Source organism: Pseudomonas fluorescens, assembly GCF_001623525.1.
Taxonomy (GTDB): Bacteria; Pseudomonadota; Gammaproteobacteria; order Pseudomonadales; family Pseudomonadaceae; genus Aquipseudomonas; species Aquipseudomonas fluorescens_Q.
The window spans coordinates 2,714,951-2,740,690 of sequence record NZ_CP015225.1; the positions used below are offsets into that span (position 1 = coordinate 2,714,951).

The following is a 25,740-nucleotide window of genomic DNA, read 5'->3' on the forward strand; positions in this document are numbered from 1 at the left end:
CCTCAGGGGTCCGCCAATTTCGCCACCGAAGCACTCGGCATAACAAATGTTGCGAACTTGCACCGACGGCCCTGCAAAGCTTTCGCCGGCTGCTGGCAAAAGGCTAAGCTACAGACAGTTACCCTGGGTTACCCCTTGGGCTTGTCATGTTTTCTATGCCCGGACGTCTCATGCGCAGTCGCCTTTTCAGTGTTTTATCGTGTCTTTTTGTATGTGCCACTGCCGTTCAATCCGCGCAGGCGGTGGATATCTCCACTCAACGCCAATATTACGACGAGGCCAAGCGCGCCTTGGCCAAGGGTGATTCCGGCCCTTACTTTCGCTACAGCCAGGCCCTGCGCGATTATCCGCTGGAACCCTACCTGGCCTACGACGAATTGACCGCTCGCCTCAAGAGCGCCAGCAACGCCGAAATCGAGAAGTTCCTCGCCGAACACGGTGATCTGCCCCAGGCCAACTGGATGAAGTTGCGCTGGCTGCGTTGGCTGACCGAGCGCGGTGACTGGGAGACCTTCGTCAAGTATTACGACCCCAAGCTCAATTTCACCGAACTGGATTGCCTCAACGCCCAGTACCAGCTCAGCCATGGCTTGAAGGCCGAAGGCTATGCCAATACCGAAAAGCTGTGGCTCTCCGGCAAATCCCAACCCCAGGCGTGCGATGCCTTGTTCGGCCTATGGGCCTCCCAGGGCCAGTTGACCGAACAGAAACGCTGGGAACGCACAAAACTGGCGGCCCAGGCCCGCAACTATCCGCTGGCCAACAGCCTGGTCAGCGGTCTGACCACCCTCGCCCCCCGCGGCAAGCTGCTGGTGGACGTGGCGCAAAAACCCGAGTTGCTCAACCAGCCCTCGCGCTTCACCCCGGCCGATGAACCCATGTCCGACATCGTCAGCCTCGGCCTGCGTCGCCTGGCTCGCCAGGATCCGGAAAAGGCCATGGCGCTGCTGGACGGCTACGCCAGCACCATGCATTTTTCCCGTGATGAAAAAGTTGCGATTGCCCGGGAAATCGGCCTGACCCTGGCCAAGCGCTTCGACAGCCGGGCCTTGGACGTGATGACGAAATACGACCCGGAACTGCGCGATGACACCGTTTCGGAATGGCGCTTGCGCCTGCTGCTGCGCCTGGCCCGCTGGGACGATGCCTACCAACTGACCCGTCGCCTGCCCGAGACACTGGCCAGCACCAATCGCTGGCGGTATTGGCAAGCCCGTACGCTGGAACTGGCGCAGCCGCAGAACCCCGAGGCGCTGGCGCTCTACAAGCACCTGGCCCGTGAACGAGATTTCTATGGCTTCCTGGCCGCCGACCGCTCCCAGTCACCGTACTCGCTCGTCAACAAGCCGCTGGTGATGAGCCAGGCGCTGATCAACAAAGTGCGCAACACCCCTGGCGTGCGTCGGGCGCTGGAATTTCATGCCCGTGGGGACATCGTCGACGGGCGCCGCGAGTGGTATCACGTCAGCCGGCATTTCAACCGGGACGAAATGGTTGCCCAGGCGAAACTGGCCTATGACCTGAAGTGGTATTTCCCGGCCATTCGCACCATCAGCCAGGCCAAGTACTGGGACGACCTGGACATCCGCTTCCCGATGGCCCACCGCGACACCCTGGTACGCGAAGCCAAGATCCGCGGCTTGCATCCAAGCTGGGCGTTCGCCATTACCCGCCAGGAAAGCGCCTTCATGGACGACGCCCGCTCCGGCGTCGGCGCCGCCGGCCTGATGCAATTGATGCCTGGCACCGCCAAGGAAACCGCACGCAAGTTCAGCATTCCCCTGGCCTCACCACAGCAAGTGCTGAACCCGGACAAGAACATCCAGTTGGGCGCGGCCTACCTGAGCCAGGTTCACAGCCAGTTCAACGGCAACCGCGTCCTCGCCTCGGCGGCCTACAACGCCGGCCCCGGTCGCGTACGCCAGTGGCTGCGCGGCGCCGACCACTTGAGCTTCGACGTCTGGGTCGAAAGCATTCCTTTCGACGAAACCCGCCAATACGTGCAGAACGTGTTGTCGTACTCGGTGATCTACGGCCAGAAACTCAACTCGCCGCAACCGCTGGTGGACTGGCATGAGCGGTATTTCGATGATCAGTGAGGGTTAGCGGCAAGCGTTGAGCTTCAAGCGGCAAGCTGTTCCTCAAAAGCAAAAAAAGCCCGTATCGAAAGATACGGGCTTTTTTTGATCGGTTGTCTGGACCTTTCGGGAGCAGTTCTCAGTCAGCTGTCGACTCCAGCCCCACATTGAACTGCAACGCCGCCAACCGCGCATACAGCGCATTGCTGGCGACCAGCTCCTGGTGAGTGCCCACGGCAACCACCTTGCCCTGATCCATCACCGCGATCCGGTCAGCGTTTTTCACCGTGGCCAGGCGGTGGGCGATGACCAGGGTCGTACGGTTTTTCATCAGGTTGGGCAGGGCTTGCTGGATCAGGTGTTCGCTTTGCGCATCGAGGGCACTGGTGGCTTCGTCCAGCAGCAGGATCGGCGCGTCCACCAGCAATGCCCGGGCGATGGCCAGGCGTTGGCGCTGGCCGCCGGACAGACCCTGGCCACCGTCGCCCAGGTGGGTCTGGTAGCCGCCGGGCATTTTTTCGATGAAGTCGTGGGCGTGGGCAATCTGCGCAGCCTCACGCACCTGCTCGGACGTTGCCCCAGGGTTGCCGTAGCGAATATTCTCTTCGACCGTGCCGAAAAACAGCGCCGGGTTCTGTGAGACCAGGGCGAAGTGGCGGCGCAGGTCCAGCGGATCGAGTCGAGTCAACGGCACGTCGTCGATCAGGATCTGCCCTTGCACCGGATCGTAGAAGCGCAGCAGCAGGTCATACACCGTTGACTTGCCCGCACCGGAAGGCCCGACCAGGGCCAGGGTCTCGCCGGCCTTGATGGTCAGGTCGAGACCGTCGACCGCATAACTGTCCGGTCGGGAGGGGTAGGAAAAACGCACGCCCTCGAGGCGCAGATCGCCCCGAACCCGCTCCGGCAACGTGACAAGGCCTGAGGCCGGCGGCTGGATGATGTTCTGCGAACGCAGTAACTCGGCAATGCGCTCGGCAGCACCCGCCGCCCGTTGCAACTCGCCGATCACCTCGCTCAGCGTGCCGAAGGCACTGCCGACAATCAGGCTATAGAACACAAATGCCGCCAGCTCACCGCCGGAAATCCGCCCGGCGATCACATCCATGCCGCCGACCCAGAGCATCACCCCCACCGCACCCAGCACCAGCACGATCACCAGGGTGATCAGCCAGGCCCGCTGGGCGATGCGCTTGCGGGCAGTGTCGAAAGCCTGCTCCACCGTCACGGAGAATCGTTGTTCGTCCTGGACCTGGTGGTTGTAAGCCTGCACGGTCTTGATCTGGCCAAGGGTTTCGGAGACGTAGCTGCCGACGTCGGCAATGCGGTCCTGGCTCTGGCGCGACAAACTGCGCACCCGACGACCAAAGACCAGGATCGGCGCCAATACCAGCGGCAGGGCAATCACCACGATACTGGTCAACTTGGGATTGGTGATGAACAGCAGCACGATGCCGCCCACCACCATCAAGGCGTTGCGCAAAAACAACGACAGCGACGAACCGATCACCGATTGCAGCAAGGTCGTATCGGCGGTCAGCCGCGACTGGATTTCCGAACTACGGTTGTTTTCATAGAAACCGGGGTGCAAGTACACCAGATGGTTGAAGACCTGCCGCCGGATATCGGCCACCACCCGCTCGCCGATCCAGGAAACCAGGTAAAAACGTGCAAACGTACCGATCGCCAGCCCCACCACCAGCACCATGAACAGGCCGATGGATTGATTGAGCAGGTGCGGTGAGCGGGTCATGAAGCCCTGGTCCACCAGCAAGCGGATGCCTTGGCCCATGGACAAGGTAATACCGGCAGTGACAATCAAGGCCAGCAAAGCGCCGGCGACCTGTTTGCGGTAAGGGGCGATGAAGCCGCTGGCCAGGCGTATGGCACGGCGATGTCGGGAAGAAAGCATCAAGGGCATCCGATAATGCAGCAGGAAAAAGGCCGGCCAGCGACGCCAAAGCGTAGCGGAACCAAGTTGAATCAGAATGAGTCAGGTTAAATATGACCACAACGACTAGAGGCTAGATGTTATCGGTCTAAAGGCTGGCTGGAAACGCAACTGTGTTTCTGATTGAGTGGAGGTGTCGCCATGAACCTACAAGGAGTGTCATGGCTCGGTCACCTGGCGACATTAAAGTAGGCACACAACCTGATGAGGAGACAGGCCATGTCCTTGCAACACAGCAGCGACGACAAGATTCAAGTAATCCGCACGCAACCGGACCAGTCTCTGGGCTGCTCGTTCATCGATGCCCAAGGGCGCGAAGTACCGATCACCGAAGACATGATCCAAAAAGCCTGCAGCGAGCTGGAAAAACGACTGGTCAAGCCTGCCGAACAAAAGTGATACAGCCCGTCTTCAATTGGACCCGACCTTGATGTCGGGTTTTTTATGCCTGTTGATTTTGCAGGAACCTGTGGCGAGGGAGCTTGCTCCCGCTCGGCTGCGCAGCAGTCGTCGCTCTTTGGATTGGGGTTGCTTCGCAACCCAGCGGGAGCAAGCTCCCTCGCCACAAGAGCATTTCCCCTTAAAGGGCGGTGGCACCCAGCGCCGTCACGATCTGTTGCAAGGCCGCCGACTGCCCGTCGATACGCACCTTCAGGCTGTCGATTTCCCGCCGCGGTGGGTAGTGCTTGCGCAGGGCATCGAATGCACTGCGTTGCTCGCTGACCGTTCCAACCAAGCTGCGGCGAAAGTTCGCGTCGTCGCCACGGGGGTCATACACGCTCCTGCACAACACCGCCAAGGCCCAGGCCGGGTCGGTTGCGGCATCCAGGGTGATGCCACCCAGCCAAGGCCGAGGCAACAGGTCGCTGAGGCTGACTTCAACCGGCCGCTCCAGGAAAGCGCACAAGGCCTGGTAGATCTGCGCCGTGCCGCGCTGGCGGCCATCGAGGCTGTAACCGGCAATGTGCGGGGTCGCGATCACGCACAAATCGGCCAGGTCCACATCCACGGTGGGTTCCTGCTCCCAGACATCCAACACCGCTTGCAGGTCCTCACGTTCCAGCAACACTTCGCGTAGCGCGGCGTTGTCGATCACCGGGCCGCGGGCCGCGTTGATCAGCCAGGTCCCGGGCTTGAGCTGGTTCAGACGCGCCTCGTCGAACAGGTGCCAGGTCGGTTGCTCACCGTCGCGGGTCAACGGTGTGTGCAAGCTGATCACATCGCACTGTTCGATGATCTGCTCCAGGCTCATATAGTCGCCCCCCTCGGCAGCCTGACGCGGCGGATCGCAGACCTTCACGGTCCAACCCAACCCCTTGAGCACCTCGATCAACCGCCCGCCCACTTGGCCTGCGCCGACCACACCGAAGGTTCGTTGCTCAAGTTGCGCACCTTCGATTTCTGCCAGGGTCATCAGGCTGCCCAGCACATAGTCCACCACGCCACGGGCATTGCAGCCCGGCGCGCTGGCCCAGCGAATACCGGCCTCGGCGAAATAATCCAGGTCCAAGTGATCGGTGCCGATGGTGCAGGTGCCGACGAAGCGCACCTTGCTGCCCTCCAGCAGAGCCCGATTGATCTGGCTGACCGAACGTACCAGCAGCACGTCGGCTTGCTCGACCATCGTCCGGTCGATCCCCCGGCCCGGTACCCGGCGGATTTCGCCGAATCCTTGGAAAAATGCATCAAGCAGGGGGATGTTTTCGTCGGCGACGATCAGCATGGCAAAGCTCCTTTGGCGGGGTAGGCAGTGTAGGCGTTCCAGTAACTCCGTGCATTCCTTCAGTGAATGCTGTTGTGGCGAGGGAGCTTGCTCCCGCTGGGTTGCGCAGCAACCCCAATCCAAAGAGCGACGACTGCTGCGCAGCCGAGCGGGAGCAAGCTCCCTCGCCACGGGTCACCCTGTTCCCGGTCCAAAGAGTACAGGCTGGATACAAGGGAGCGAGCAATTACAAATCCACAACACAGGTTTTTTCCTGACCACTGCGTCAAGGCGTAGAATTCGCCGCCTTGCGCTTAATCTTTTCGGACGCTTTCCCCGTGAACCCTGTAATCGATACCCCCACCACCCTCTCCCGCCCGGCCCGCGTTCGCCTGGAACTCAGGACCTTGCTGGCCCTGGCCTTGCCGATCATGGTGGCGCAACTGGCAACCACCGCCATGGGGTTCGTCGATGCGGTGATGGCCGGTCGCGTCGGCCCACGGGACCTGGCCGCGGTGGCATTGGGTAACTCGATCTGGGTGCCGGTGTTTCTGTTGATGACCGGCACATTGCTGGCGACCACGCCGAAAGTTGCCCAACGCTTCGGTGCCGGTACGTTCGCCGAGATCGGCCCGCTGGTGCGCCAGGCGCTGTGGCTGGCATTGGTGGTGGGGTTGATCGCCTCACTGGCGCTGTTCAGCGCCGAACCGATCCTGCACATCATGAATGTCGACCCCGAATTGATTGGCCCATGCATGGAATACCTGCGCGGCATCGGCACGGGCCTGCCAGCCGTGGCGCTGTACCACGTACTGCGCTGCTTCAGCGACGGCCTGGGACGCACGCGCCCGGCGATGGTGCTGGGGCTGTGCGGGTTGGCGCTGAACATTCCGCTCAATTACATCTTCATCTACGGGCACTTGGGCGTGCCCGCCATGGGCGGCGTCGGTTGCGGCTGGGCCACGGCCATCGTGATGTGGGTCATGGCCCTGGGCATGGCCGGTTGGGCCCGCTGGGCACCGGCCTATCAGTCGAGCCGGTTGTTCAGCCGTTTCGACTGGCCGCAATGGGCGGTCATCAAGCGCCTGCTGGGCATCGGCCTGCCGATTGGCATCGCGGTGTTTGCCGAGTCGAGTATTTTCGCAGTGATTGCCCTGCTGATCGGCAGCCTCGGCGCCACGGTGGTGGCCGGGCACCAGATCGCACTGAACTTCAGTTCCCTGGTGTTCATGATCCCCTACTCCCTGGGCATGGCCGTGACGGTGCGGGTCGGCCAGGCCCTGGGGCGCGCTCAGCCCCGTGAAGCGCGCTTCGCCGCGGGAGTGGGCATGGGCACGGCGCTGGCCTACGCCTGCCTGTCGGCGAGCCTGATGTTCGCATTGCGCGGCCCCATCGCCGCGATCTATACCGCCGACCCGGTGGTGATCGAGGTGGCGTCGATGCTGATCGTCTACGCGGCGCTGTTTCAGTTTTCCGATGCGATCCAGGTCACGGCGGCGGGCGCGTTGCGCGGCTATCAGGACACCCGGGTGACGATGATCCTGACGCTGTTCGCCTATTGGGGTATCGGCCTGCCAGTGGGTTACGCCCTGGGCCTGACCGACTGGCTCGGCGCAGCCAGCGGCCCGAGCGGGCTGTGGCAGGGTTTGATCGTGGGCTTGAGCTGCGCGGCGCTGATGCTGTCGATCCGTCTGGCCCGCAGCGCGCGCAAGCAGATCCGCATCAGCCGCTCGACGGATTAAGCGAGTTTCTTGCGGATCCAGTAGAGGTAGGTACCCGCCTCTTCATGCTGGGCCACCAGTTCGTGGTCCAGGAATACGCAAAACTTGGGGATGTCGCGGCGGGTCGAAGGGTCGGTGGCGATCACCTTCAGCAATCCGCCGGGGGCCAGGTCGCGAATGTGCTGATGCAGCATCATCACCGGCTCCGGGCAATTGAGACCGGTGGCATCCAGCGTGCCGTCGACCGGTGTATCGTTCATTTCACTCATGTTCTACTCCTGAAACTGCCCGGCATTGTCGCGCAATGTCGGCGCCCTTAACAGACCTGCATCCATCCCTGTGGCGAGGGAGCTTGCTCCCGCTCGGCTGCGCAGCAGTCGTCGCTCTCTGGATCGGGGTTGCTTCGCAACCCAGCGGGAGCAAGCTCCCTCGCCACAAAAGCTGTTCAAGACAGCATCAACGGGACTTCGGTTTCTTCGTATCCAACCGCCGCAAATGGCAGGTCACTTCCTCACGGTCGTGGTACAGCTGCTTGCAACCGATCTCGACCTTGATACCCCGCGCCTTGAAACCGTCGGCGATGCGTTCGAGCAAGCGCTTGACCTCGGCATACCGTTGCTTCATCGGCAGCTTGAGGTTGACCACCGCCTCGCGGCAATGACCCTCGCCGATCCATTCTTCCAACATCGCCGCGTTACGCGCTGGCTTCTCGACGATGTCACAGACCATCCAGTCCACCGGCTGCTTGGGTTTGAACGTGAAGCCGTCTGCCATCAAATGCTGCACCAGGCCGGTGTCCATCAGGCTTTCAGCCATCGGTCCGTTGTCGATGGCCGTCACCAGCATCCCACGGTTGACCAGTTGCCAAGTCCAGCCACCCGGTGCCGCGCCGAGGTCCACGCCGGTCATGTCACTGTGCAGGCGCTCGTCCCACTGGTCCCGGGGAATGAAATGGTGCCAGGCCTCTTCAAGCTTGAGGGTGGAACGGCTCGGCGCTTCCCGGGGAAACTTCAGGCGGGGAATGCCCATGGGCCACATGGCCGAGTTATCGGATTCGGCCAGGCCCAGGAACACTTCGCGGCCGCTTTTGAACGTCAGCAGCAGGCGCGGCTTGCGCGGATCGTCCACCAGCTTGCCGGCGCCAATCAGCGCCTTGCGCAAGGGGCCTTCGAATTTCTTGCAGAAGTTCGACAGTTCCTTGCCGTCGTTGGTATCCACCACTTCCAGCCACAGGCTGCCGCAGGTCGGGAAAGCAGCCATGTGGGCCAGGATGACACTGATGCGGTCGGTCTCCGGCAAATCGATGAAAGTACCCCGCGCCCACTGGCGCGGAAAAATCAGTTCGGCGAAACGCAGACCACCCATCAGCCGCTCGGCGCCGTCCTCTTCAGTACAGACAAATTCAGCGCAGGCACTGGCCGGTTTGGCCTTGGCGTAGCCGGCAACGTTGAGTCGGGCCGCGTGTTCGGCGATCTCGGAACAGACCTCGCCTTCGAAGCCCGGCCGGCAGTGCATGAAAAGCGTGTTCATTGAAACTCCGTAGCAAAGCCTGTCACGAAAACCGCCGCATGATAGCGGAGTTCGGAACCGCGAACCTGCCCATAGAGTCCAGTGATTAGTCATACGCTCAAAACAGGGCTAGGTTAAAGGCTCTGTCCGTTCCGTCAGTCCGTAGCCGTGCGGACTTAAAGGAGTGATTGCAATGCCGTCCCTCGATAGCCTGAAAACCCTTAAAACGCTGCAAGTCGACGCCAGGACCTACCACTATTTCAGCCTGCCGGAGGCCGCCCGAAGCCTCGGCGACCTGGACAAGCTGCCCATGTCGCTGAAAGTGCTGCTGGAAAACCTGCTGCGTTGGGAAGATGAAAAAACCGTCACCGGCACCGACCTCAAGGCCTTGGCCGGTTGGCTGAAAGAGCGCCGATCCGACCGAGAGATCCAATACCGCCCGGCACGGGTGTTGATGCAGGATTTCACCGGCGTCCCCGCCGTGGTCGACCTGGCCGCCATGCGCGCCGCCGTGGAGAAGGCCGGTGGTGATCCCCAGCGGATCAACCCGCTGTCACCGGTGGACCTGGTGATCGACCACTCGGTAATGGTGGACAAATTCGCCAGCAGCCAGGCGTTCGAGCAGAACGTCGACATCGAAATGCAACGCAACGGCGAACGCTACGCCTTCCTGCGTTGGGGCCAGAGCGCCTTCGACAACTTCAGCGTGGTGCCGCCGGGCACTGGCATCTGCCATCAGGTCAACCTCGAATACCTGGGCCGCACCGTGTGGACCAAAGAGGAAGACGGTCGCACCTACGCGTTCCCGGACACCCTGGTGGGCACCGACTCCCACACCACCATGATCAATGGCCTTGGCGTGCTGGGCTGGGGCGTCGGTGGGATCGAGGCGGAAGCCGCCATGCTCGGCCAACCAGTGTCGATGCTGATTCCCGAGGTCATCGGCTTCAAACTCACCGGCAAGCTACGCGAAGGCATCACCGCCACCGACCTGGTGCTGACCGTCACGCAGATGCTGCGCAAGAAAGGCGTGGTGGGCAAATTCGTCGAGTTCTATGGCGACGGCCTGGCCGACCTGCCCCTGGCCGACCGCGCCACCATCGCCAACATGGCGCCGGAATATGGCGCCACCTGCGGTTTCTTTCCGGTGGATGAGGTGACCCTGGACTACTTGCGCCTGTCGGGACGTCCAGCGGAAACGGTGAAATTGGTGGAGGCCTATTGCAAGGCCCAGGGCCTGTGGCGCTTGCCCGGCCAGGAACCGGTGTTCACCGACACCCTGGAGCTGGACATGGGCAGCGTCGAGGCCAGCCTCGCCGGACCGAAACGCCCGCAGGACCGGGTTTCGCTGCCGAATGTCGGCCAGGCTTTCAGCGACTTCCTGGGGTTGCAGGTCAAACCCACCAGTAAAGAAGAAGGTCGCCTGGAAAGTGAAGGTGGCGGTGGCGTCGCGGTGGGCAATGCCGACCAGGTGGGCGAAGCCGAATACGAATTCGAAGGCCACACCCATCGCCTGAAAAACGGCGCGGTGGTGATTGCCGCCATTACTTCGTGCACCAACACCTCCAACCCCAGCGTGATGATGGCCGCCGGGTTGCTGGCGAAAAAAGCCGTGGAGAAAGGCCTGACCCGCAAACCTTGGGTCAAGAGCTCCCTGGCCCCGGGCTCCAAGGTGGTCACCGACTACTACAAGGCGGCCGGCCTGACCGAGTACCTGGATAAACTCGGTTTCGACTTGGTGGGCTATGGTTGCACCACCTGCATCGGCAACTCCGGACCGTTGCCGGAGCCCATCGAAAAAGCCATCCAGAAAGCCGACCTGACGGTGGCTTCGGTGTTGTCGGGCAACCGCAACTTCGAAGGCCGGGTGCACCCACTGGTGAAGACCAACTGGCTGGCTTCGCCACCGCTGGTGGTCGCCTATGCCCTGGCCGGCACCGTGCGCATCGACATCAGCAGCGAGCCGCTGGGCAACGACCGGGACGGCAAGCCGGTGTACCTGCGGGATGTCTGGCCCAGCAGCCAGGAAGTGGCCACCGCCGTCGCCCAGGTCAACACCAGCATGTTCCACAAGGAATACGCCGCCGTATTTGCCGGTGACGAGCAATGGCAAGCCATCGAAGTGCCGCAGGCGGCGACTTACGTCTGGCAGGACGACTCGACCTACATCCAGCATCCGCCGTTCTTCGACGCCATCGACGGGCCGCCACCGGCCGTCAAGAACGTCGAAGGCGCCCGGATCCTGGCGCTGCTGGGAGACTCGGTCACCACCGACCACATCTCCCCGGCCGGCAACATCAAGGCGGACAGTCCGGCCGGTCGCTACCTGCGCGAACAAGGCGTGGAGCCGCGAGACTTCAACTCCTACGGTTCCAGGCGTGGCAACCACCAGGTGATGATGCGCGGCACCTTCGCCAATATCCGCATTCGCAACGAAATGCTCGACGGCGAAGAAGGCGGCAACACGATCTACATTCCCAGTGGCGAACGAATGCCGATCTACGACGCCGCCATGCTGTACCAGGCCGTGGGCACGCCGCTGGTGGTGATCGCGGGCCAGGAATACGGCACCGGCTCCAGTCGGGACTGGGCAGCCAAGGGCACCAACCTGCTGGGGGTCAAGGCGGTGATCGCGGAAAGCTTCGAGCGTATCCATCGCTCCAACCTCGTGGGGATGGGCGTGCTGCCGTTGCAGTTCAAGCTCGACCAGAACCGCAAGAGCCTGAACCTCACGGGCAAGGAAACCCTGGACATCCTCGGGCTCAATGACGTCGAACTGACGCCGCGCATGAACCTGCCCTTGGTCATTACCCGCGAGGACGGCAGCCAGGAGCGAATCGAAGTGTTGTGCCGGATCGATACCTTGAATGAAGTGGAATATTTCAAGGCCGGCGGAATCCTTCACTATGTGTTGCGGCAATTGATTGCCGGCTAGAAAGACCCGTTTCTTACAGCGAACACGGGTCAGTGAAAAACAAGCCCCTCTGTGGGAGCAAGCTTTCGCGATAGCGGTAGAACAGCCAACATCGATGTTGACTGACAAGCCCCTATCGCGAGCAAGCTCGCTCCACAGGTCCTGTGGCTTACTGACCGTCATTAGCGTTTTAACAAGCGGCGTTTTTGCACGAGCCCGCCTATAATCCCGTCGGCAATCACGGAACAGAGTCAGCCAACGGCTTGCCCCCTCCTACGCATGAACCTGCATGGATACAAAACGTGCTCTTTGCGCAATATGGCAGCGTCATAGACGCGGCGGCCACTTTCGCCCAAAGCTCTACCGTCTAAAAGGATGTTGTATGCCCGCTTTACCCTGGCCCTACCTGGCCATGCTCGCCATCGGCTATGGCTTGGCCCTGGCCTACGGCCAGTTGGCCTGGACCGCCCTCATCTCAGTCGCGCTATTGCTGTTCGCCGGATATGCCGTTCGCCAGCAACCCATGCCAATCGGCCGGTTTCTCGGTCACATTCTATTTGTGGTACTGGCCCTGGCGTTGGCCTTGCATTGGATGCCCGGCTTCTTCAACGGGCGGGCGATCCCGGCGCAACGCTTGACCGACGACGCCGCGCCATTTGCCATGTACCTGAACCAGGACAAGCCCCTGATCGGATTCTGGCTGCTGCTGGCCTGCCCCTGGATCGTCGGCCGGCGGTCATTTCGCCTGTCGGTCTATGCCACGGCCTTGGGGCTGGCGCTGAGCGCGGTGCTGGCCCTCGGCGGGGCGATGCTGCTGGGCATGATCCACTGGGCACCAAAATGGCCGGAGCACGCCTGGTTGTGGGTGCTCAATAATCTTTTATTGGTGACGCTTGTGGAGGAAGCGCTATTTCGTGGCTACATTCAAGGAGGCTTGAGCCGACGCTTCAAACACCTGGGTTACGGCGACAACCTGGCGCTGCTCCTGACCTCGCTGCTGTTCGGCCTGGTACACGCTGGCGCAGGTTGGCAATGGGTGCTGTTGTCGGGCCTGGCGGGGGTCGGCTACGGCCTGGCGTATCGTTTTGGCGGCCTGGGCGCGGCGATTGCTACGCATTTTCTCCTCAATCTGCTTCATTTCGCCCTATTTACCTACCCGATGCTGGCGTGATAGCGACAGGCAAAAATAACTTCAATTAAAACCTGACACCGCCGACAACCTTTCATAGCCTTTCAAAGCCTTGCGGATCAACACACATGCGTAACAACCAACCCGTCACACAACGCGAAAGGACCTTCCCGGCCCAGCAACGATTGATTTCGACCACCGATGCCAAGGGCGTGATCACCTACTGCAACGACGCGTTCGTTGACATCAGCGGGTATTCGAAGGAAGAACTGATTCGTTCACCGCACAATCTCGTGCGCCATCCCGACGTCCCATCCGCAGTGTTCGCACACATGTGGGGTACGCTGAAACAAGGCTTGCCATGGATGGGCATCGTCAAGAACCGCAGCAAGAACGGCGACCATTACTGGGTCAATGCCTATGTCACGCCCGTGTTCGAGGGCAATCAAGTGGTCGGCTACGAATCGGTGCGGGTCAAGCCCTCCGCCGAACAGATCGCTCGGGCCGAAGCGCTTTATCAACGCATCAACCAAGGCAAGTCCGCAGTTCCGGGCAGCGACAAATGGGTGCCCATGCTGCAGGACTGGCTACCGTTTATCCTGGTCAGCCAGTTGAGTTTCGTCGTCGGCGCGTTCCTGGATTCCTCCTGGGGCTTTGCCCTGGCGGCCGTGCTGTCGGTGCCCTTGGGACTGATGGGCCTGCAATGGCAGCAACGCGGGATCAAGCGCCTGCTGCGCCTGGCCGAGCAAACCACGTCCGACCCGCTGATCGCCCGGATGTACACCGACAGCCGCGGCGTCCAGGCACGCCTGGAGATGTCGATCCTCAGCCAGGAAGCACGCCTGAAAACCTGCCTGACCCGCCTGCAGGACACCGCCGAGCACCTTAACGACCAGGCTCGCCAGTCCAATACCCTGGCCCATAACAGTTCCAGCGGCCTGGAGCGCCAGCGGGTGGAAACCGAACAGGTCGCCACGGCCGTCAACCAGATGGCGGCAACCACCCAGGAAGTCGCCAGCCACGTGCAGCGCACCGCCGATGCCACCCAGGAAGCCAACCGCCTGACCAGCCGCGGCCGCGACATCGCTGGCGAAACCCGCGAAGCCATCGAGCGCCTGTCGGTGGTGGTCGGCGAAACCGGCCAGACCGTGACCCAACTGGCCAAGGACAGCGACGAGATCGGCGGCGTGGTGGACGTGATCAAAGGCATCGCCGACCAGACCAACCTGCTGGCTCTCAACGCCGCCATCGAAGCGGCCCGTGCCGGGGAGATGGGCCGTGGCTTTGCCGTGGTGGCTGACGAAGTGCGACAACTGGCACAACGCACCAGCGAATCCACCGGGCAGATCCACGCCCTGATCGCCAAGCTCCAGCAGACCGCCACCAACGCCGTGCAGACCATGGACGCTGGCCATCGCCAGGCCGAAGAAGGCGTGGCACGGGTCATGGAAGCGGACGAGGCTCTGGTGGGGATCAGCGAAGCGGTGGCCCACATCACCGACATGACCACCCAGATCGCCGCCGCCACCGAGGAGCAAAGCTCAGTGGCCGAGGAGATCAGCCGCAACATCAGCAATATCTCGGAACTGGCCGACCAGACCTCTGGCCAGGCTCACAGCTCGGCGCTGCTCAGCGAAGAACTGACCCGCACGGCCAATACGCAGTATTCGTTGGTGGAGCGGTTTAACCGCTGATCGTTGCTTGATCAAAAAACCCGGACAGCGAAAGCTTCCGGGTTTTTTATGGCTGGATAGCTCGCTCGCGAAGAGGCCAGGACAGGCGCTATCAATCCTGGAGAAGAAACGCCGCCACCTTTCCCGCAGCCACCTCCATATGCTGCCCATGGCTAAACCCCGAAGCCTTCAACGGCTTCAAATCGTGATCCCCCGCCACCAACCACATCACCTCGATGCCCGGTGACAATTCATACCCCTGCACCGCCTCCCGGTTACCCAACGCATCGCGCTCGCCCTGGACGATCAAGGTGGGGGGCTTCAACGCCGCCAGGTGTTCGACCCGCGGTTTCTCCGGTTTGCCCACCGCATAGAAGGGATAGCCCAGGCACACCAGCGCGTCGACGCCCAACTCATCGGCTAGCAGGCTCGCCATACGCCCGCCCATGGACTTGCCGCCAATGGCCAACCGCCCAGCGACATAAGGCCGCACCGTGGCGTACACCTGTCGCCAGCATTCCAACAGCTTCGGTGCCGGATTGGGTGGGCGCTTGCCCCCGTCCAAACGTCGTTGGGCCATGTAGGGAAACTCGAAGCGCAGCACGTTGACCCCATGCGCGGCAAGGCCCGCGGCCATTTCCTCCATGAATCCGCTGTCCATCGGTGCACCGGCGCCGTGGGCCAGGATCAGGGTCGGCGCCTCGGCACTGGCACCCGGCCACGCGGCCGTCCATAGCCAACCGTGTTCGGCCACACACCGCACCCATTGATCCCCGTCAATACTGGCCTTGTGCTGTTTGTCCATGCTGATCTCGCTTTTAGTCTGCCTATAACTCCAGGCGAAGAACGCCGCACTGCCTTGCGCAGGCGCTCACTTCGGCTGAACCGTGGATGGGGAACCATGAACACTTCTATCAGTACCGCCTACAACTACAAGGTGGTCCGCCAATTCGCCATTATGACGGTGGTGTGGGGCATCGTCGGCATGGGGCTCGGGGTTTTTCTCGCCGCCCAATTGGTCTGGCCACAGCTCAACTTCGATTTGCCCTGGACCAGCTTCGGCCGCCTGCGCCCGCTGCACACCAACGCGGTGATCTTCGCCTTCGGTGGCTGTGCGTTGTTCGCCAGTTCGTTCTATTCGGTGCAGCGCACCTGCCAGACTCAGCTGTTTGCGCCGAAAATCGCCGCGTTCTGCTTCTGGGGCTGGCAACTGGTGATCCTGCTGGCGGCCATCAGCCTGCCACTGGGCTACACCAGTTCCAAGGAATACGCCGAGCTGGAATGGCCGATCGACATTCTGATCACCATCGTCTGGGTTGCCTACGCGATTGTGTTCTTCGGCACCGTGGCCAAGCGCAACACCAAGCACATCTACGTTGGTAACTGGTTCTTCGGCGGGTTCATCCTGACCGTGGCGATCCTGCACATCGTCAACAACCTGGAACTGCCGGTGAGCCTCACCAAGTCCTACTCGGTCTACGCCGGGGCCACGGACGCGATGGTGCAATGGTGGTACGGCCACAACGCCGTGGGCTTCTTCCTCACCGCAGGCTTCCTGGGGATGATGTACTACTTCGTGCCGAAGCAGGCCGAGCGCCCGGTGTATTCCTATCGCTTGTCCATCGTGCACTTCTGGGCCCTGATCACCCTGTACATCTGGGCCGGCCCTCACCACCTGCACTACACCGCGCTGCCGGACTGGGCACAGTCCCTGGGCATGGTGATGTCGCTGATTCTGCTGGCGCCAAGCTGGGGCGGCATGATCAACGGCATGATGACCCTCTCGGGTGCCTGGCATAAGCTGCGCAGCGACCCGATCCTGCGGTTCCTGGTGGTGTCCCTGGCGTTCTACGGCATGTCGACCTTCGAAGGTCCGATGATGGCGATCAAGACCGTCAACGCCCTCTCCCACTACACCGACTGGACCATCGGCCACGTACACGCCGGCGCACTCGGCTGGGTGGCAATGATTTCCATCGGCGCGCTGTACCACATGATCCCGAAAGTCTTCGGCCGGCCACAGATGCACAGCATCGGCCTGATCAACGCGCACTTCTGGCTCGCGACCATCGGCACTGTGCTCTACATCGCCTCGATGTGGGTCAACGGCATCGCCCAGGGCCTGATGTGGCGTGCGGTGAACGAGGACGGCACGCTCACCTACTCCTTCGTCGAAACCCTGGTGGCCAGTCACCCAGGCTTCGTCGTGCGGCTGGCGGGCGGGTCGATCTTCCTCCTCGGCATGCTGCTGATGGCCTACAACACCTGGCGCACTGTGCGGGCCTACCAGCCTGCCGAAGCCGCCGCTGCCGCGCAGATGGCCTGAGGAGTCCACCATGAAACACGAAACAATCGAAAAAAACGTCGGCCTGCTGATGCTGCTGATGGTCCTGGCCGTGAGCATTGGCGGCCTGACCCAGATCGTGCCGCTGTTCTTCCAGGACGTGACCAATAAACCGGTGGACGGCATGAAGCCCTACACCGCCCTGCAACTGGAAGGCCGTGACATCTACATTCGTGAAGGCTGCGTCGGCTGCCACTCGCAGATGATCCGTCCGTTCCGCGCCGAGACCGAGCGCTACGGCCACTACTCGGTGGCCGGTGAAAGCGTCTGGGACCACCCATTCCTGTGGGGCTCCAAGCGTACCGGGCCGGACCTGGCCCGGGTTGGCGCGCGCTACTCCGATGATTGGCACCGCGCCCACTTGTACAACCCGCGCAACGTCGTGCCCGAGTCGAAAATGCCGGCCTACCCGTGGCTGGTGACCCAAGCGGTAGACAGCAGCCACACCGAAGGCAAGCTGCGCGCCATGCGTACCCTGGGTGTGCCGTACACCGATGACGACATCACCGCCAGCGTGGCCTCGCTCAAGGGCAAGACCGAAATGGACGCCCTGGTGGCCTACCTGCAAGTGCTCGGCACTGCCATCAAGAGCAAGAGGTGAGCCATGGTTCTTGAAATGAGTACTGGAATGATCCGCGGCCTGGGCACGGTCGTGGTGTTCATCGCCTTCATCGGCCTGACCCTGTGGGTATTCAGCAACAAACGTCGTCCAGAGTTCGCCGAAGCGCGCCTGCTGCCGTTCGCCGACGAGCCAGCTGCCGACATCGTCCCCCCCCAAGACCCTGCAACAAGGAGTACCCGGCCATGACCACCTTCTGGAGTACGTGGATCTGCGTACTGACCATCGGCAGCCTCATCGGCCTGACGTGGTTGCTGATCGGCACTCGCAAGGGCGAGACCAAGGGCAGTGTCGACCAGACCATGGGCCACAGCTTCGACGGCATCGAGGAGTACGACAACCCGCTGCCGCAATGGTGGTTCCTGTTATTTGCCGGCACCCTGGTGTTTTCCGTCGGCTACCTGGTCCTCTATCCAGGCCTGGGTAACTGGAAAGGTATCCTGCCGGGCTACGAGAGCGGCTGGACCGGCGCCCATGAATGGGAAAAGGAGATGGCCAAGGCCGATGCCAAGTTCGGACCGATCTTCGCCAAATTCGCCGCCATGCCCGTGGAGGAAGTGGCCAAGGACCCACAGGCCTTGAAGATGGGTGGCCGCCTGTTCGCCTCCAACTGCTCGGTCTGCCACGGCTCGGACGCCAAGGGTGCCTTTGGCTTCCCAAACCTGGCCGACAGCAACTGGCGTTGGGGCGGTGCTGCCGACACCATCAAGACCACCATCATGGGCGGTCGCATGGCGGCGATGCCCGCCTGGGGCGAAGTACTGGGGGACGCCGGGGTCAAGAACGTGGCCGCGTATGTACGCCACGACCTGGCCGGCCTGCCGTTGCCGGCAGACAGCGGTGCCGATCTGCAGGCCGGACAGCAGGCCTTCAACACCACCTGCGTCGCCTGCCACGGCGCCAACGGCCAAGGGACCGAAGCCATGGGCGCGCCGAACCTGACGCAACCGGCCGGTTTCATCTATGGCACCAGCCTGGCCCAGTTGCAGCAGACCATCCGTCACGGGCGCCAGGGTCATATGCCAGCGCAGAATGAGTTGCTAGGCAATGACAAGGTGCAACTGCTCGCGGCTTACGTTTACAGTCTTTCAAAGACTGATGAGCAGTTGAGCGGCAAGCCGCAAGCTGCAAGCCTCAAGTAAAAGCAAAAGCAAAAGCAAAAGCAAAAGCAAAAGCTGCAAGCGACGCGCACTCGCTTGCAGCTTGAAGCTCGCAGCTCGCAGCTGCTTCTTTTTGTCGCACCCCTCCCATAGTCTTTCTTTCGGTTCCCCGGAATCGGGTCTAAGCTTGCCTTTGCGTGCACTGGCGACTGCCGGTTTCAGGTCGACCCGACCCGATGCGTTCGACAATCGTTCGTCAAAAAGGCCGCAAAGGCAGGTGAATACCGGCTGTTGCGACAGTTGCCTGGCATCCCCCGAACGCTGTGTTTGAACACACCCCGTTACAACCGACCCGACCCCCTCGCCTCTTTCCTTCGTTGCGACATTTTGCCGAGGGCCAATTTTGTCCCTACACGGAACATGGAAAGGCCGCAGAATCAGCTTTGGAAAGCATTGACCCAGGTCATGGCGCGTTGCAATGACCCCCCGCTTTCTCCATACTTGCGACCGATTTTTATCCTAATAAAACACCCAAACCGTGGAACCTTAGAATGAGCACAGCAATCAGTCCGACTGCTTATAACTATAAGGTAGTCCGCCAGTTCGCCATCATGACGGTGGTCTGGGGGATCCTTGGCATGGGGCTCGGTGTCTTCATCGCCTCGCAACTGGTCTGGCCGGAGTTGAACTTCGATCTGCCATGGACGACATTTGGACGCCTGCGCCCGCTGCACACCAACCTGGTGATCTTCGCCTTCGGTGGTTGTGCATTGTTTGCCACTTCTTACTACGTCGTGCAGCGAACCTGCCAAACGCGACTGATCTCCGACAGCCTCGCCGCCTTCACCTTCTGGGGCTGGCAAGCGGTCATCGTCGGTGCGATCGTGACCTTGCCACTGGGTTACACCACCACCAAGGAATACGCTGAGCTGGAATGGCCCCTGGCTATCCTGCTGGCCATCGTCTGGGTGACCTACGGTCTGGTGTTCTTCGGCACCATCGTCAAGCGCAAGACCAAGCACATCTACGTCGGTAACTGGTTCTACGGTGCCTTCATCGTCGTGACTGCCATGCTGCACATCGTCAACCACGCCTCCCTGCCGGTCAGCTTCTTCAAGTCGTACTCGGCCTACTCGGGCGCGACCGATGCGATGATCCAGTGGTGGTACGGCCACAACGCCGTGGGTTTCTTCCTGACCACCGGCTTCCTGGGGATGATGTACTACTTCGTGCCGAAACAGGCCGAGCGTCCGATCTATTCCTATCGCCTGTCCATCGTGCACTTCTGGGCGCTGATCACCCTGTACATCTGGGCAGGTCCGCACCACCTGCACTACACCGCACTGCCGGATTGGGCGCAGTCCCTGGGCATGGCAATGTCGATCATCCTGCTGGCGCCAAGCTGGGGCGGCATGATCAACGGCATGATGACCCTGTCGGGCGCCTGGCATAAGCTGCGCACCGACCCGATCCTGCGGTTCCTGGTGGTGTCGTTGGCGTTCTACGGCATGTCGACCTTCGAAGGCCCGATGATGGCCATCAAGACCGTCAACTCCCTGAGCCACTACACCGACTGGACCATCGGCCACGTGCACGCTGGTGCGCTCGGCTGGGTGGCGATGATTTCCATCGGCGCCATCTACCACATGATCCCGAAACTGTTCGGTCGTGCGCAGATGCACAGCACCGGCCTGATCAACGCGCACTTCTGGCTCGCGACCATCGGTACCGTGCTCTACATCGCCTCGATGTGGGTCAACGGCATCACCCAAGGCCTGATGTGGCGTGCAATCAACGACGACGGCACCCTGACCTACTCGTTCGTCGAAGCGCTGCAGGCCAGCCACCCTGGCTTCATCGTGCGTGCCCTGGGCGGCGCGTTCTTCGCCAGCGGCATGCTGCTCATGGCCTACAACGTGTACCGCACCGTTCGTGCCTCTGACCCGGCTGAAGCTGAAGCCGCCGCCAAGATCGCCGTAGTTGGAGCTCACTGATGAAGCACGAAGCAGTAGAGAAGAATATCGGCCTGCTGGCCTTCTTCATGGTCATTGCCGTCAGCATCGGCGGCCTGACCCAGATCGTCCCGCTGTTCTTCCAGGACGTGACTAACAAGCCGGTCGAAGGCATGAAGCCACGTACCGCCCTTGAACTGGAAGGCCGTGACATCTATATCGCCAACGGTTGTGTCGGCTGCCACTCGCAGATGATCCGTCCGTTCCGCGCCGAAACCGAACGCTATGGCCACTATTCGGTCGCCGGTGAAAGCGTCTGGGACCATCCGTTCCTGTGGGGTTCCAAGCGTACCGGTCCGGACCTGGCCCGCGTTGGCGGCCGCTACTCCGACGACTGGCAGCGTGCGCACTTGTATAACCCGCGCAACGTGGTGCCTGAGTCGAAAATGCCGGCCTACCCGTTCCTCGTAGAAAACAAGCTCGACGGCAAAGACACCGCCAAGAAAATGGAAGTCCTGCGCACCCTGGGCGTGCCTTACACCGACGAAGACATCGCCGGTGCCAAGGATGCCGTCAAGGGCAAGACTGAAATGGACGCGCTGGTGGCCTATCTGCAAGGCCTGGGCACCATCATCAAAAGCAAACGGTGATTCTTTATGGATATCGGGATGATTCGCGGCCTGGGCACCGTCGTCGTGATGGTGGCCTTCATCGGTCTGGCCCTGTGGGTGTTCAGCCCCAAGCGCAAGTCGGAGTTTGACGACGCGACCTTGCTGCCGTTCGCGGATGATCCCGAAGCCATCAAGCACGTCGAGCAAGCTTCTAGGAGTAACAAAGAATGACTACATTCTGGAGTCTGTACGTCACAGTCCTCAGCCTGGGAACGATCTTCTCCCTGACCTGGCTGCTGCTGTCGACCCGCAAGGGCCAGCGCGCCGAGCAGACGGACGAGACCGTCGGCCACTCGTTCGACGGGATCGAGGAGTACGACAACCCACTGCCGAAATGGTGGTTCATGCTGTTCGTGGGCACCATCGTGTTCGCCCTCGGTTACCTGGTGCTCTACCCAGGCCTGGGCAACTGGAAAGGCCTGCTGCCAGGCTACAACTACCTGGACACCGAAAAGCAGACCGCCTTCGCCAACGGCCAGACCGGCTGGACAGGCGTTCACGAATGGGAAAAGGAAATGGCGCGTTCGGACGCCAAGTTCGGTCCGATCTTCGCCAAGTTCGCCTCCATGCCGATCGAAGAAGTCGCCAAGGACCCGCAAGCCCTGAAGATGGGTGGCCGCCTGTTCGCCTCCAACTGCTCGGTCTGCCACGGTTCCGACGCCAAGGGCGCCTATGGCTTCCCTAACCTGACCGACGCCGACTGGCGCTGGGGCGGTGAGCCGGAAACCATCAAGACCACCATCATGGGCGGTCGTCACGCCGTGATGCCGGGCTGGGCTGCCGTGGTCGGCGAGCAAGGCGTGGCCGACGTGGCCGCTTACCTGGTGACCAGCCTGCACAGCCGCAAACTGCCGGAAGGGGCCAAGGCCGATCCAGCCAATGGGCAGAAACTCTTTGCCGCCAACTGCGTGGCCTGCCACGGCCCTGCTGGCAAAGGCACGCCAGCCATGGGCGCACCTGACCTGACGCACCCGGCCGGTTTCATCTACGGTTCGAGCTTCGCTCAGTTGCAGCAGACCATCCGCTACGGTCGCCAGGGCCAGATGCCGGCCCAGGCCGACTTGCAAGGCAACGACAAGGTCCACTTGCTGGCCGCCTACGTCTACAGCCTGTCTCACGGCGAAAAAGCGCCTGCGGCTGACGCCCAGTAAAGCCTGCGCCTGATGTACCAAAGGCCCCGTCAACCCAAGTTGACGGGGCCTTTTTGTTTGCCGGTGCGACAGGGCAATGGTTTTAGCTTGCCCGCAATCAGCGACGGTAGTAACGTGCCTACATTCAGTTTTCTCGAGGACACCGCCATGTCCATCACCACTATTTCCAGCCGCGAATTCAACCACGACACAAGTGGTGCCAAAAAAGCCACCCGCCAGGGGCCGGTCATCATCACCGACCGTGGCAAGCCGGCCCATGTGCTGCTAAGCATTGAGGAGTACCAGAAACTGACCGGCATCGGCACCAGCATTGTCGAATTGCTGGTCATGCCCGACACGCCGGATATTGATTTCGATACCGAACGTGCCGTCATCTCTCCTCGTTCGGTGGACCTGTCCTGATGTACCTGCTCGACACTAACGTCATCTCGGAACTGCGTAAGCCTCAGGCCGATAAAAACGTACTGGCCTGGGCGCGTAGCGTGCCCGCCCCCAGCCTTTACCTCTCGGCAATTACCGTATTGGAACTGGAAACCGGCGTATTGCGCTTCGAACGCAAAGACCTGGCACAAGGCAGCCGTCTGCGCGCTTGGCTGGACAACCATGTCATGCCCGCATTCGCCGGAAGAATCCTGGCGGTCGACCGCGCCGTTGCGCTGCGCTGCGCTCGCCTGCACGTTCCGGATCGCAGCAATGAATGCGATGCATTGATTGCCGCCACCGCACTGGTTCATGGGCTGACCGTAGTCACCCGCAATGTGACTGATTTCCGAGGCAGCGGCGTGGCGTTGCTTGATCCGTGGTCCAACCAAAGCCCCCCGCGACAGGCGAACCGCGCACTGGGTAACGTCGATCCAAGGTAGCCGCACCAAGCCAATCCGAAAGGGTCTGCTGAATGAGTCAGCAGGCCCTTTCGTTTTTCTCCAGTGCCATGGAATGTCTATAGTCAATTGACCTGGGTCAAGACTTGTTACATCCCGCTACACCATTGTGCCCTCACCCCCAACGCGACCAAAGGTCGCACCCTTGGGCTAGAGCGACAGGCGTATCATTGCGCCACCGCAACACCCTTTCTGACCGTGGTTAGCACGTACTGGCCACGGCACTTTTCCACTGCCGTGGGATGCATTTGATGAGTAACCAGATTCCGGTACATGACGTCACCCCGCCTGCCAAGGACGCGAACAAAAGCGTCGACCTGTATGCCTCTCGGGAAAAAATCTACACCCGCGCCTTCACCGGCCTGTTCCGCAACCTGCGAATGGCTGGCGGCGCGCTATTGTTCCTGCTGTATTTTGGTACGGTCTGGCTGAACTGGGGTGGCCATCAGGCCGTCTGGTGGAACCTGCCGGAGCGCAAATTCTTTATTTTCGGCGCCACCTTCTGGCCCCAGGATTTCATCCTGCTGTCCGGGATGTTGATCATTGCCGCCTTTGGCCTGTTTTTCATCACGGTCTATGCAGGACGCGTGTGGTGTGGCTACACCTGCCCACAGAGCGTGTGGACCTGGATCTTCATGTGGTGCGAAAAAGTCACCGAAGGCGACCGCAACCAGCGCATCAAGCTCGACAAGGCCCCCATGGGCGCCAACAAATTCCTGCGCAAGCTCGCCAAGCACAGCCTGTGGCTGCTGATCGGTTTCGTCACCGGCATGACCTTTGTCGGTTACTTCACGCCAATCCGCGAACTGGTGTTCGAGTTCTTTACCGGCCAGGCCGATGGCTGGTCGTATTTCTGGGTGGGTTTCTTCACCCTCGCCACCTACGGCAACGCTGGCTGGCTGCGTGAGCAAGTGTGTATCTACATGTGCCCTTACGCCCGCTTCCAGAGCGTGATGTTCGACAAGGACACCTTGATCGTTTCCTACGACCCGCGTCGTGGCGAAAGCCGTGGCCCGCGCAAGAAGGGCGTTGACTACAAAGCCCTGGGCCTGGGGGATTGCATCGACTGCACCATGTGCGTCCAGGTCTGCCCGACCGGCATCGACATCCGCGACGGCCTGCAGATCGAATGCATCGGCTGCGCGGCCTGCATCGATGCCTGCGACAACATCATGGACAAAATGGATTATCCACGCGGCCTGATCAGCTACACCACCGAACACAACCTTTCAGGGCAGAAAACCCATAAACTGCGCCCGCGCCTGATCGGCTATGCCCTGGTACTGCTGGCCATGATCAGCCTGTTGGTGACGGCGTTCTTCATGCGCTCGCTGGTGGGTTTCGACGTCAGCAAGGACCGCGTACTCTACCGCGAAAACGCCGAAGGCCGGATCGAGAACGTCTACAGCCTGAAGATCATGAACAAGGACCAACGCGACCATACGTACGTCCTGGAAGCCGCCGGCCTGCCCGACCTCAAGTTGCAAGGCCGTCGGGAAATCAAGGTCGCGGCCGGCGAGATCTACAGCCAGCCGGTCGAGCTGTCCAGCGCACCGGAACAACTGCCATCGAGCACCAACGAGGTGACCTTCATCCTCAAGGACGCCGATGACGAAAGCGTACATGTCGAAGCCAAGAGCCGGTTCATCGGCCCACAAACTCGTTGAGAGAACTGAACATGCCTGCAGCAACCGCCACCAGCCCTTGGTACAAGCACCTCTGGCCGTGGATCATCATCGCGATCCTGACCTGTTCGGTGACACTGAGCCTGACGATGGTGACCATTGCGGTGAAGAACCCGGACAACCTGGTCAACGACAATTATTATGAAGCCGGCAAGGGCATCAACCGCTCGCTGGAGCGCGAATTGCTGGCCCAGACCCTGCAACTGCGTGCCAACGTGCAACTGGACGAACTTACCGGTGAGGTGAACCTGCGCCTGAACGGCAACAGCCGTCCCCAGACCCTGGAACTGAGCCTGATCTCGCCGACCCAACCGGAGAAGGACCGCAAGATCGTCCTGACCCGCAACGACAGTGAACCAGGGCGCTACGTCGGTCAGTTGGCGGACAAGATCGAAGGCCGGCGCTTTGTCGAATTGCTGGGGGTGGAGAACGACAAGACCTGGCGCCTGTTCGAAGAAGAGCAGATCAATCACGGCCAGGACCTCCTGCTCGGCGATGAACCGCTGCAAGGCGCTGAAGACCTGAAGCAGTAAATCGCTTCTCTGTGGCGAGGGAGCTTGCTCCCGCTGGGTCGCGAAGCGGCCCCGTTCGTCGTATGACCGGCTCACCCGATTACGACTGCTACGCAGCCGAGCGGGAGCAAGCGCCCTCGCCACAACA

Annotated in this window: 23 protein-coding genes; 18 read left to right on the forward strand and 5 right to left on the reverse strand. The window is 61.3% G+C overall.

Going from position 1 to position 25,740, the window contains the following annotated elements:
• The first annotated feature begins 170 nt into the window (after positions 1 to 170).
• Positions 171 to 2,099, forward strand: coding sequence for a transglycosylase SLT domain-containing protein (locus TK06_RS11590; RefSeq protein WP_063322190.1), 1,929 nt, complete (start codon positions 171 to 173; stop codon positions 2,097 to 2,099).
• A 118-nt stretch (positions 2,100 to 2,217) separates the two neighbouring features.
• On the opposite strand, the gene TK06_RS11595 is transcribed toward TK06_RS11590, so the two are convergent.
• On the reverse strand, positions 2,218 to 3,999 hold the full coding sequence (locus TK06_RS11595) for an ABC transporter transmembrane domain-containing protein (RefSeq protein WP_161951739.1): 1,782 nt from the start codon (positions 3,997 to 3,999) through the stop codon (positions 2,218 to 2,220).
• Positions 4,000 to 4,248: 249 nt separating this feature from the next.
• On the opposite strand from TK06_RS11595, the gene TK06_RS11600 reads away from it, so the two are divergent.
• The gene (locus tag TK06_RS11600; RefSeq protein ID WP_003199629.1) at positions 4,249 to 4,428 is read left to right on the forward strand and encodes a PA1571 family protein; all 180 of its coding nucleotides are present in this window, start codon (positions 4,249 to 4,251) and stop codon (positions 4,426 to 4,428) included.
• A 181-nt stretch (positions 4,429 to 4,609) separates the two neighbouring features.
• Here TK06_RS11600 and pdxB read toward each other — a convergent pair whose 3' ends face one another.
• The gene (gene pdxB / locus TK06_RS11605; protein ID WP_063322192.1) at positions 4,610 to 5,752 is read right to left on the reverse strand and encodes a 4-phosphoerythronate dehydrogenase PdxB; all 1,143 of its coding nucleotides are present in this window, start codon (positions 5,750 to 5,752) and stop codon (positions 4,610 to 4,612) included.
• 317 nt (positions 5,753 to 6,069) lie between these two features.
• Here pdxB and TK06_RS11610 point away from each other — a divergent pair, with 317 nt between their 5' ends.
• Positions 6,070 to 7,473, forward strand: coding sequence for an MATE family efflux transporter (locus tag TK06_RS11610; RefSeq protein ID WP_063322193.1), 1,404 nt, complete (start codon positions 6,070 to 6,072; stop codon positions 7,471 to 7,473).
• Here TK06_RS11610 and tusA read toward each other — a convergent pair.
• Both tusA and rlmM read right to left on the reverse strand, forming a co-directional pair.
• Positions 7,470 to 7,721 carry a sulfurtransferase TusA gene (tusA, locus tag TK06_RS11615; RefSeq protein ID WP_063322194.1) on the reverse strand — a complete coding sequence of 84 codons (252 nt, stop codon included), beginning with the start codon at positions 7,719 to 7,721 and terminating at the stop codon, positions 7,470 to 7,472. The two genes, TK06_RS11610 and tusA, sit on opposite strands and share 4 nt — an antisense overlap.
• Before the next feature lie 187 nt (positions 7,722 to 7,908).
• Positions 7,909 to 8,982 carry a 23S rRNA (cytidine(2498)-2'-O)-methyltransferase RlmM gene (gene rlmM / locus TK06_RS11620; protein ID WP_063322195.1) on the reverse strand — a complete coding sequence of 358 codons (1,074 nt, stop codon included), beginning with the start codon at positions 8,980 to 8,982 and terminating at the stop codon, positions 7,909 to 7,911.
• 172 nt (positions 8,983 to 9,154) lie between these two features.
• On the opposite strand from rlmM, the gene acnA reads away from it, so the two are divergent.
• The 3 genes from acnA to TK06_RS11635 all read left to right on the forward strand — a co-directional run bounded on the left by acnA (position 9,155) and on the right by TK06_RS11635 (position 14,698).
• Positions 9,155 to 11,896: an aconitate hydratase AcnA gene (gene acnA / locus TK06_RS11625; RefSeq protein WP_063322196.1), complete on the forward strand. Its 2,742-nt coding sequence runs from the start codon at positions 9,155 to 9,157 to the stop codon at positions 11,894 to 11,896.
• A gap of 361 nt (positions 11,897 to 12,257) precedes the next feature.
• Entirely contained in the window at positions 12,258 to 13,046 is a 789-nt protein-coding gene (locus tag TK06_RS11630) for a CPBP family intramembrane glutamic endopeptidase (RefSeq protein ID WP_063322197.1), read from the forward strand.
• A gap of 86 nt (positions 13,047 to 13,132) precedes the next feature.
• Positions 13,133 to 14,698, forward strand: coding sequence for a methyl-accepting chemotaxis protein (locus TK06_RS11635; protein WP_063322198.1), 1,566 nt, complete (start codon positions 13,133 to 13,135; stop codon positions 14,696 to 14,698).
• A gap of 91 nt (positions 14,699 to 14,789) precedes the next feature.
• Here the strand turns inward: TK06_RS11635 and TK06_RS11640 are convergent, their stop codons facing one another.
• Entirely contained in the window at positions 14,790 to 15,482 is a 693-nt protein-coding gene (locus TK06_RS11640; RefSeq protein ID WP_063322199.1) for an alpha/beta family hydrolase, read from the reverse strand.
• 96 nt (positions 15,483 to 15,578) lie between these two features.
• Between TK06_RS11640 and ccoN (TK06_RS11645) the strand changes: the two genes are divergently transcribed.
• From ccoN (TK06_RS11645) to TK06_RS11700, 12 genes are all read left to right on the forward strand, one after another.
• Positions 15,579 to 17,003: a cytochrome-c oxidase, cbb3-type subunit I gene (gene ccoN / locus TK06_RS11645; protein ID WP_060738426.1), complete on the forward strand. Its 1,425-nt coding sequence runs from the start codon at positions 15,579 to 15,581 to the stop codon at positions 17,001 to 17,003.
• 10 nt (positions 17,004 to 17,013) lie between these two features.
• On the forward strand, positions 17,014 to 17,622 hold the full coding sequence (ccoO, locus tag TK06_RS11650; protein ID WP_063322200.1) for a cytochrome-c oxidase, cbb3-type subunit II: 609 nt from the start codon (positions 17,014 to 17,016) through the stop codon (positions 17,620 to 17,622).
• Between the two features lie 3 nt (positions 17,623 to 17,625).
• Complete coding sequence (locus tag TK06_RS11655) at positions 17,626 to 17,829, forward strand: cbb3-type cytochrome oxidase subunit 3 (protein WP_063322201.1); 204 nt, start codon at positions 17,626 to 17,628, stop codon at positions 17,827 to 17,829.
• Positions 17,826 to 18,782 (forward strand): cytochrome-c oxidase, cbb3-type subunit III, encoded by a 957-nt coding sequence (gene ccoP, locus TK06_RS11660; RefSeq protein ID WP_063322202.1) that lies wholly within the window; start codon positions 17,826 to 17,828, stop codon positions 18,780 to 18,782. The genes TK06_RS11655 and ccoP (TK06_RS11660) overlap by 4 nt, the downstream gene beginning before the upstream one ends.
• A 509-nt stretch (positions 18,783 to 19,291) precedes the next feature.
• Positions 19,292 to 20,734, forward strand: a complete 1,443-nt coding sequence (ccoN, locus tag TK06_RS11665) for a cytochrome-c oxidase, cbb3-type subunit I (RefSeq protein WP_063322203.1) — start codon at positions 19,292 to 19,294, stop codon at positions 20,732 to 20,734.
• Positions 20,734 to 21,342, forward strand: coding sequence for a cytochrome-c oxidase, cbb3-type subunit II (gene ccoO, locus TK06_RS11670; protein WP_018925301.1), 609 nt, complete (start codon positions 20,734 to 20,736; stop codon positions 21,340 to 21,342). Before ccoN (TK06_RS11665) ends, ccoO (TK06_RS11670) begins: the two co-directional genes overlap by 1 nt.
• Positions 21,343 to 21,348: 6 nt before the next feature.
• Positions 21,349 to 21,534 (forward strand): CcoQ/FixQ family Cbb3-type cytochrome c oxidase assembly chaperone, encoded by a 186-nt coding sequence (locus tag TK06_RS11675; RefSeq protein WP_003183474.1) that lies wholly within the window; start codon positions 21,349 to 21,351, stop codon positions 21,532 to 21,534.
• The gene (gene ccoP / locus TK06_RS11680) at positions 21,531 to 22,514 is read left to right on the forward strand and encodes a cytochrome-c oxidase, cbb3-type subunit III (RefSeq protein WP_063322204.1); all 984 of its coding nucleotides are present in this window, start codon (positions 21,531 to 21,533) and stop codon (positions 22,512 to 22,514) included. Before TK06_RS11675 ends, ccoP (TK06_RS11680) begins: the two co-directional genes overlap by 4 nt.
• Before the next feature lie 147 nt (positions 22,515 to 22,661).
• Complete coding sequence (locus TK06_RS11685; RefSeq protein WP_063322205.1) at positions 22,662 to 22,916, forward strand: type II toxin-antitoxin system Phd/YefM family antitoxin; 255 nt, start codon at positions 22,662 to 22,664, stop codon at positions 22,914 to 22,916.
• Positions 22,916 to 23,377 carry a type II toxin-antitoxin system VapC family toxin gene (locus TK06_RS11690; RefSeq protein WP_063322206.1) on the forward strand — a complete coding sequence of 154 codons (462 nt, stop codon included), beginning with the start codon at positions 22,916 to 22,918 and terminating at the stop codon, positions 23,375 to 23,377. The genes TK06_RS11685 and TK06_RS11690 overlap by 1 nt, the downstream gene beginning before the upstream one ends.
• Before the next feature lie 269 nt (positions 23,378 to 23,646).
• Positions 23,647 to 25,062 (forward strand): cytochrome c oxidase accessory protein CcoG, encoded by a 1,416-nt coding sequence (gene ccoG, locus TK06_RS11695; protein ID WP_063322207.1) that lies wholly within the window; start codon positions 23,647 to 23,649, stop codon positions 25,060 to 25,062.
• Between the two features lie 11 nt (positions 25,063 to 25,073).
• The gene (locus TK06_RS11700; RefSeq protein WP_063322208.1) at positions 25,074 to 25,613 is read left to right on the forward strand and encodes a FixH family protein; all 540 of its coding nucleotides are present in this window, start codon (positions 25,074 to 25,076) and stop codon (positions 25,611 to 25,613) included.
• Positions 25,614 to 25,740: the final 127 nt, after the last annotated feature.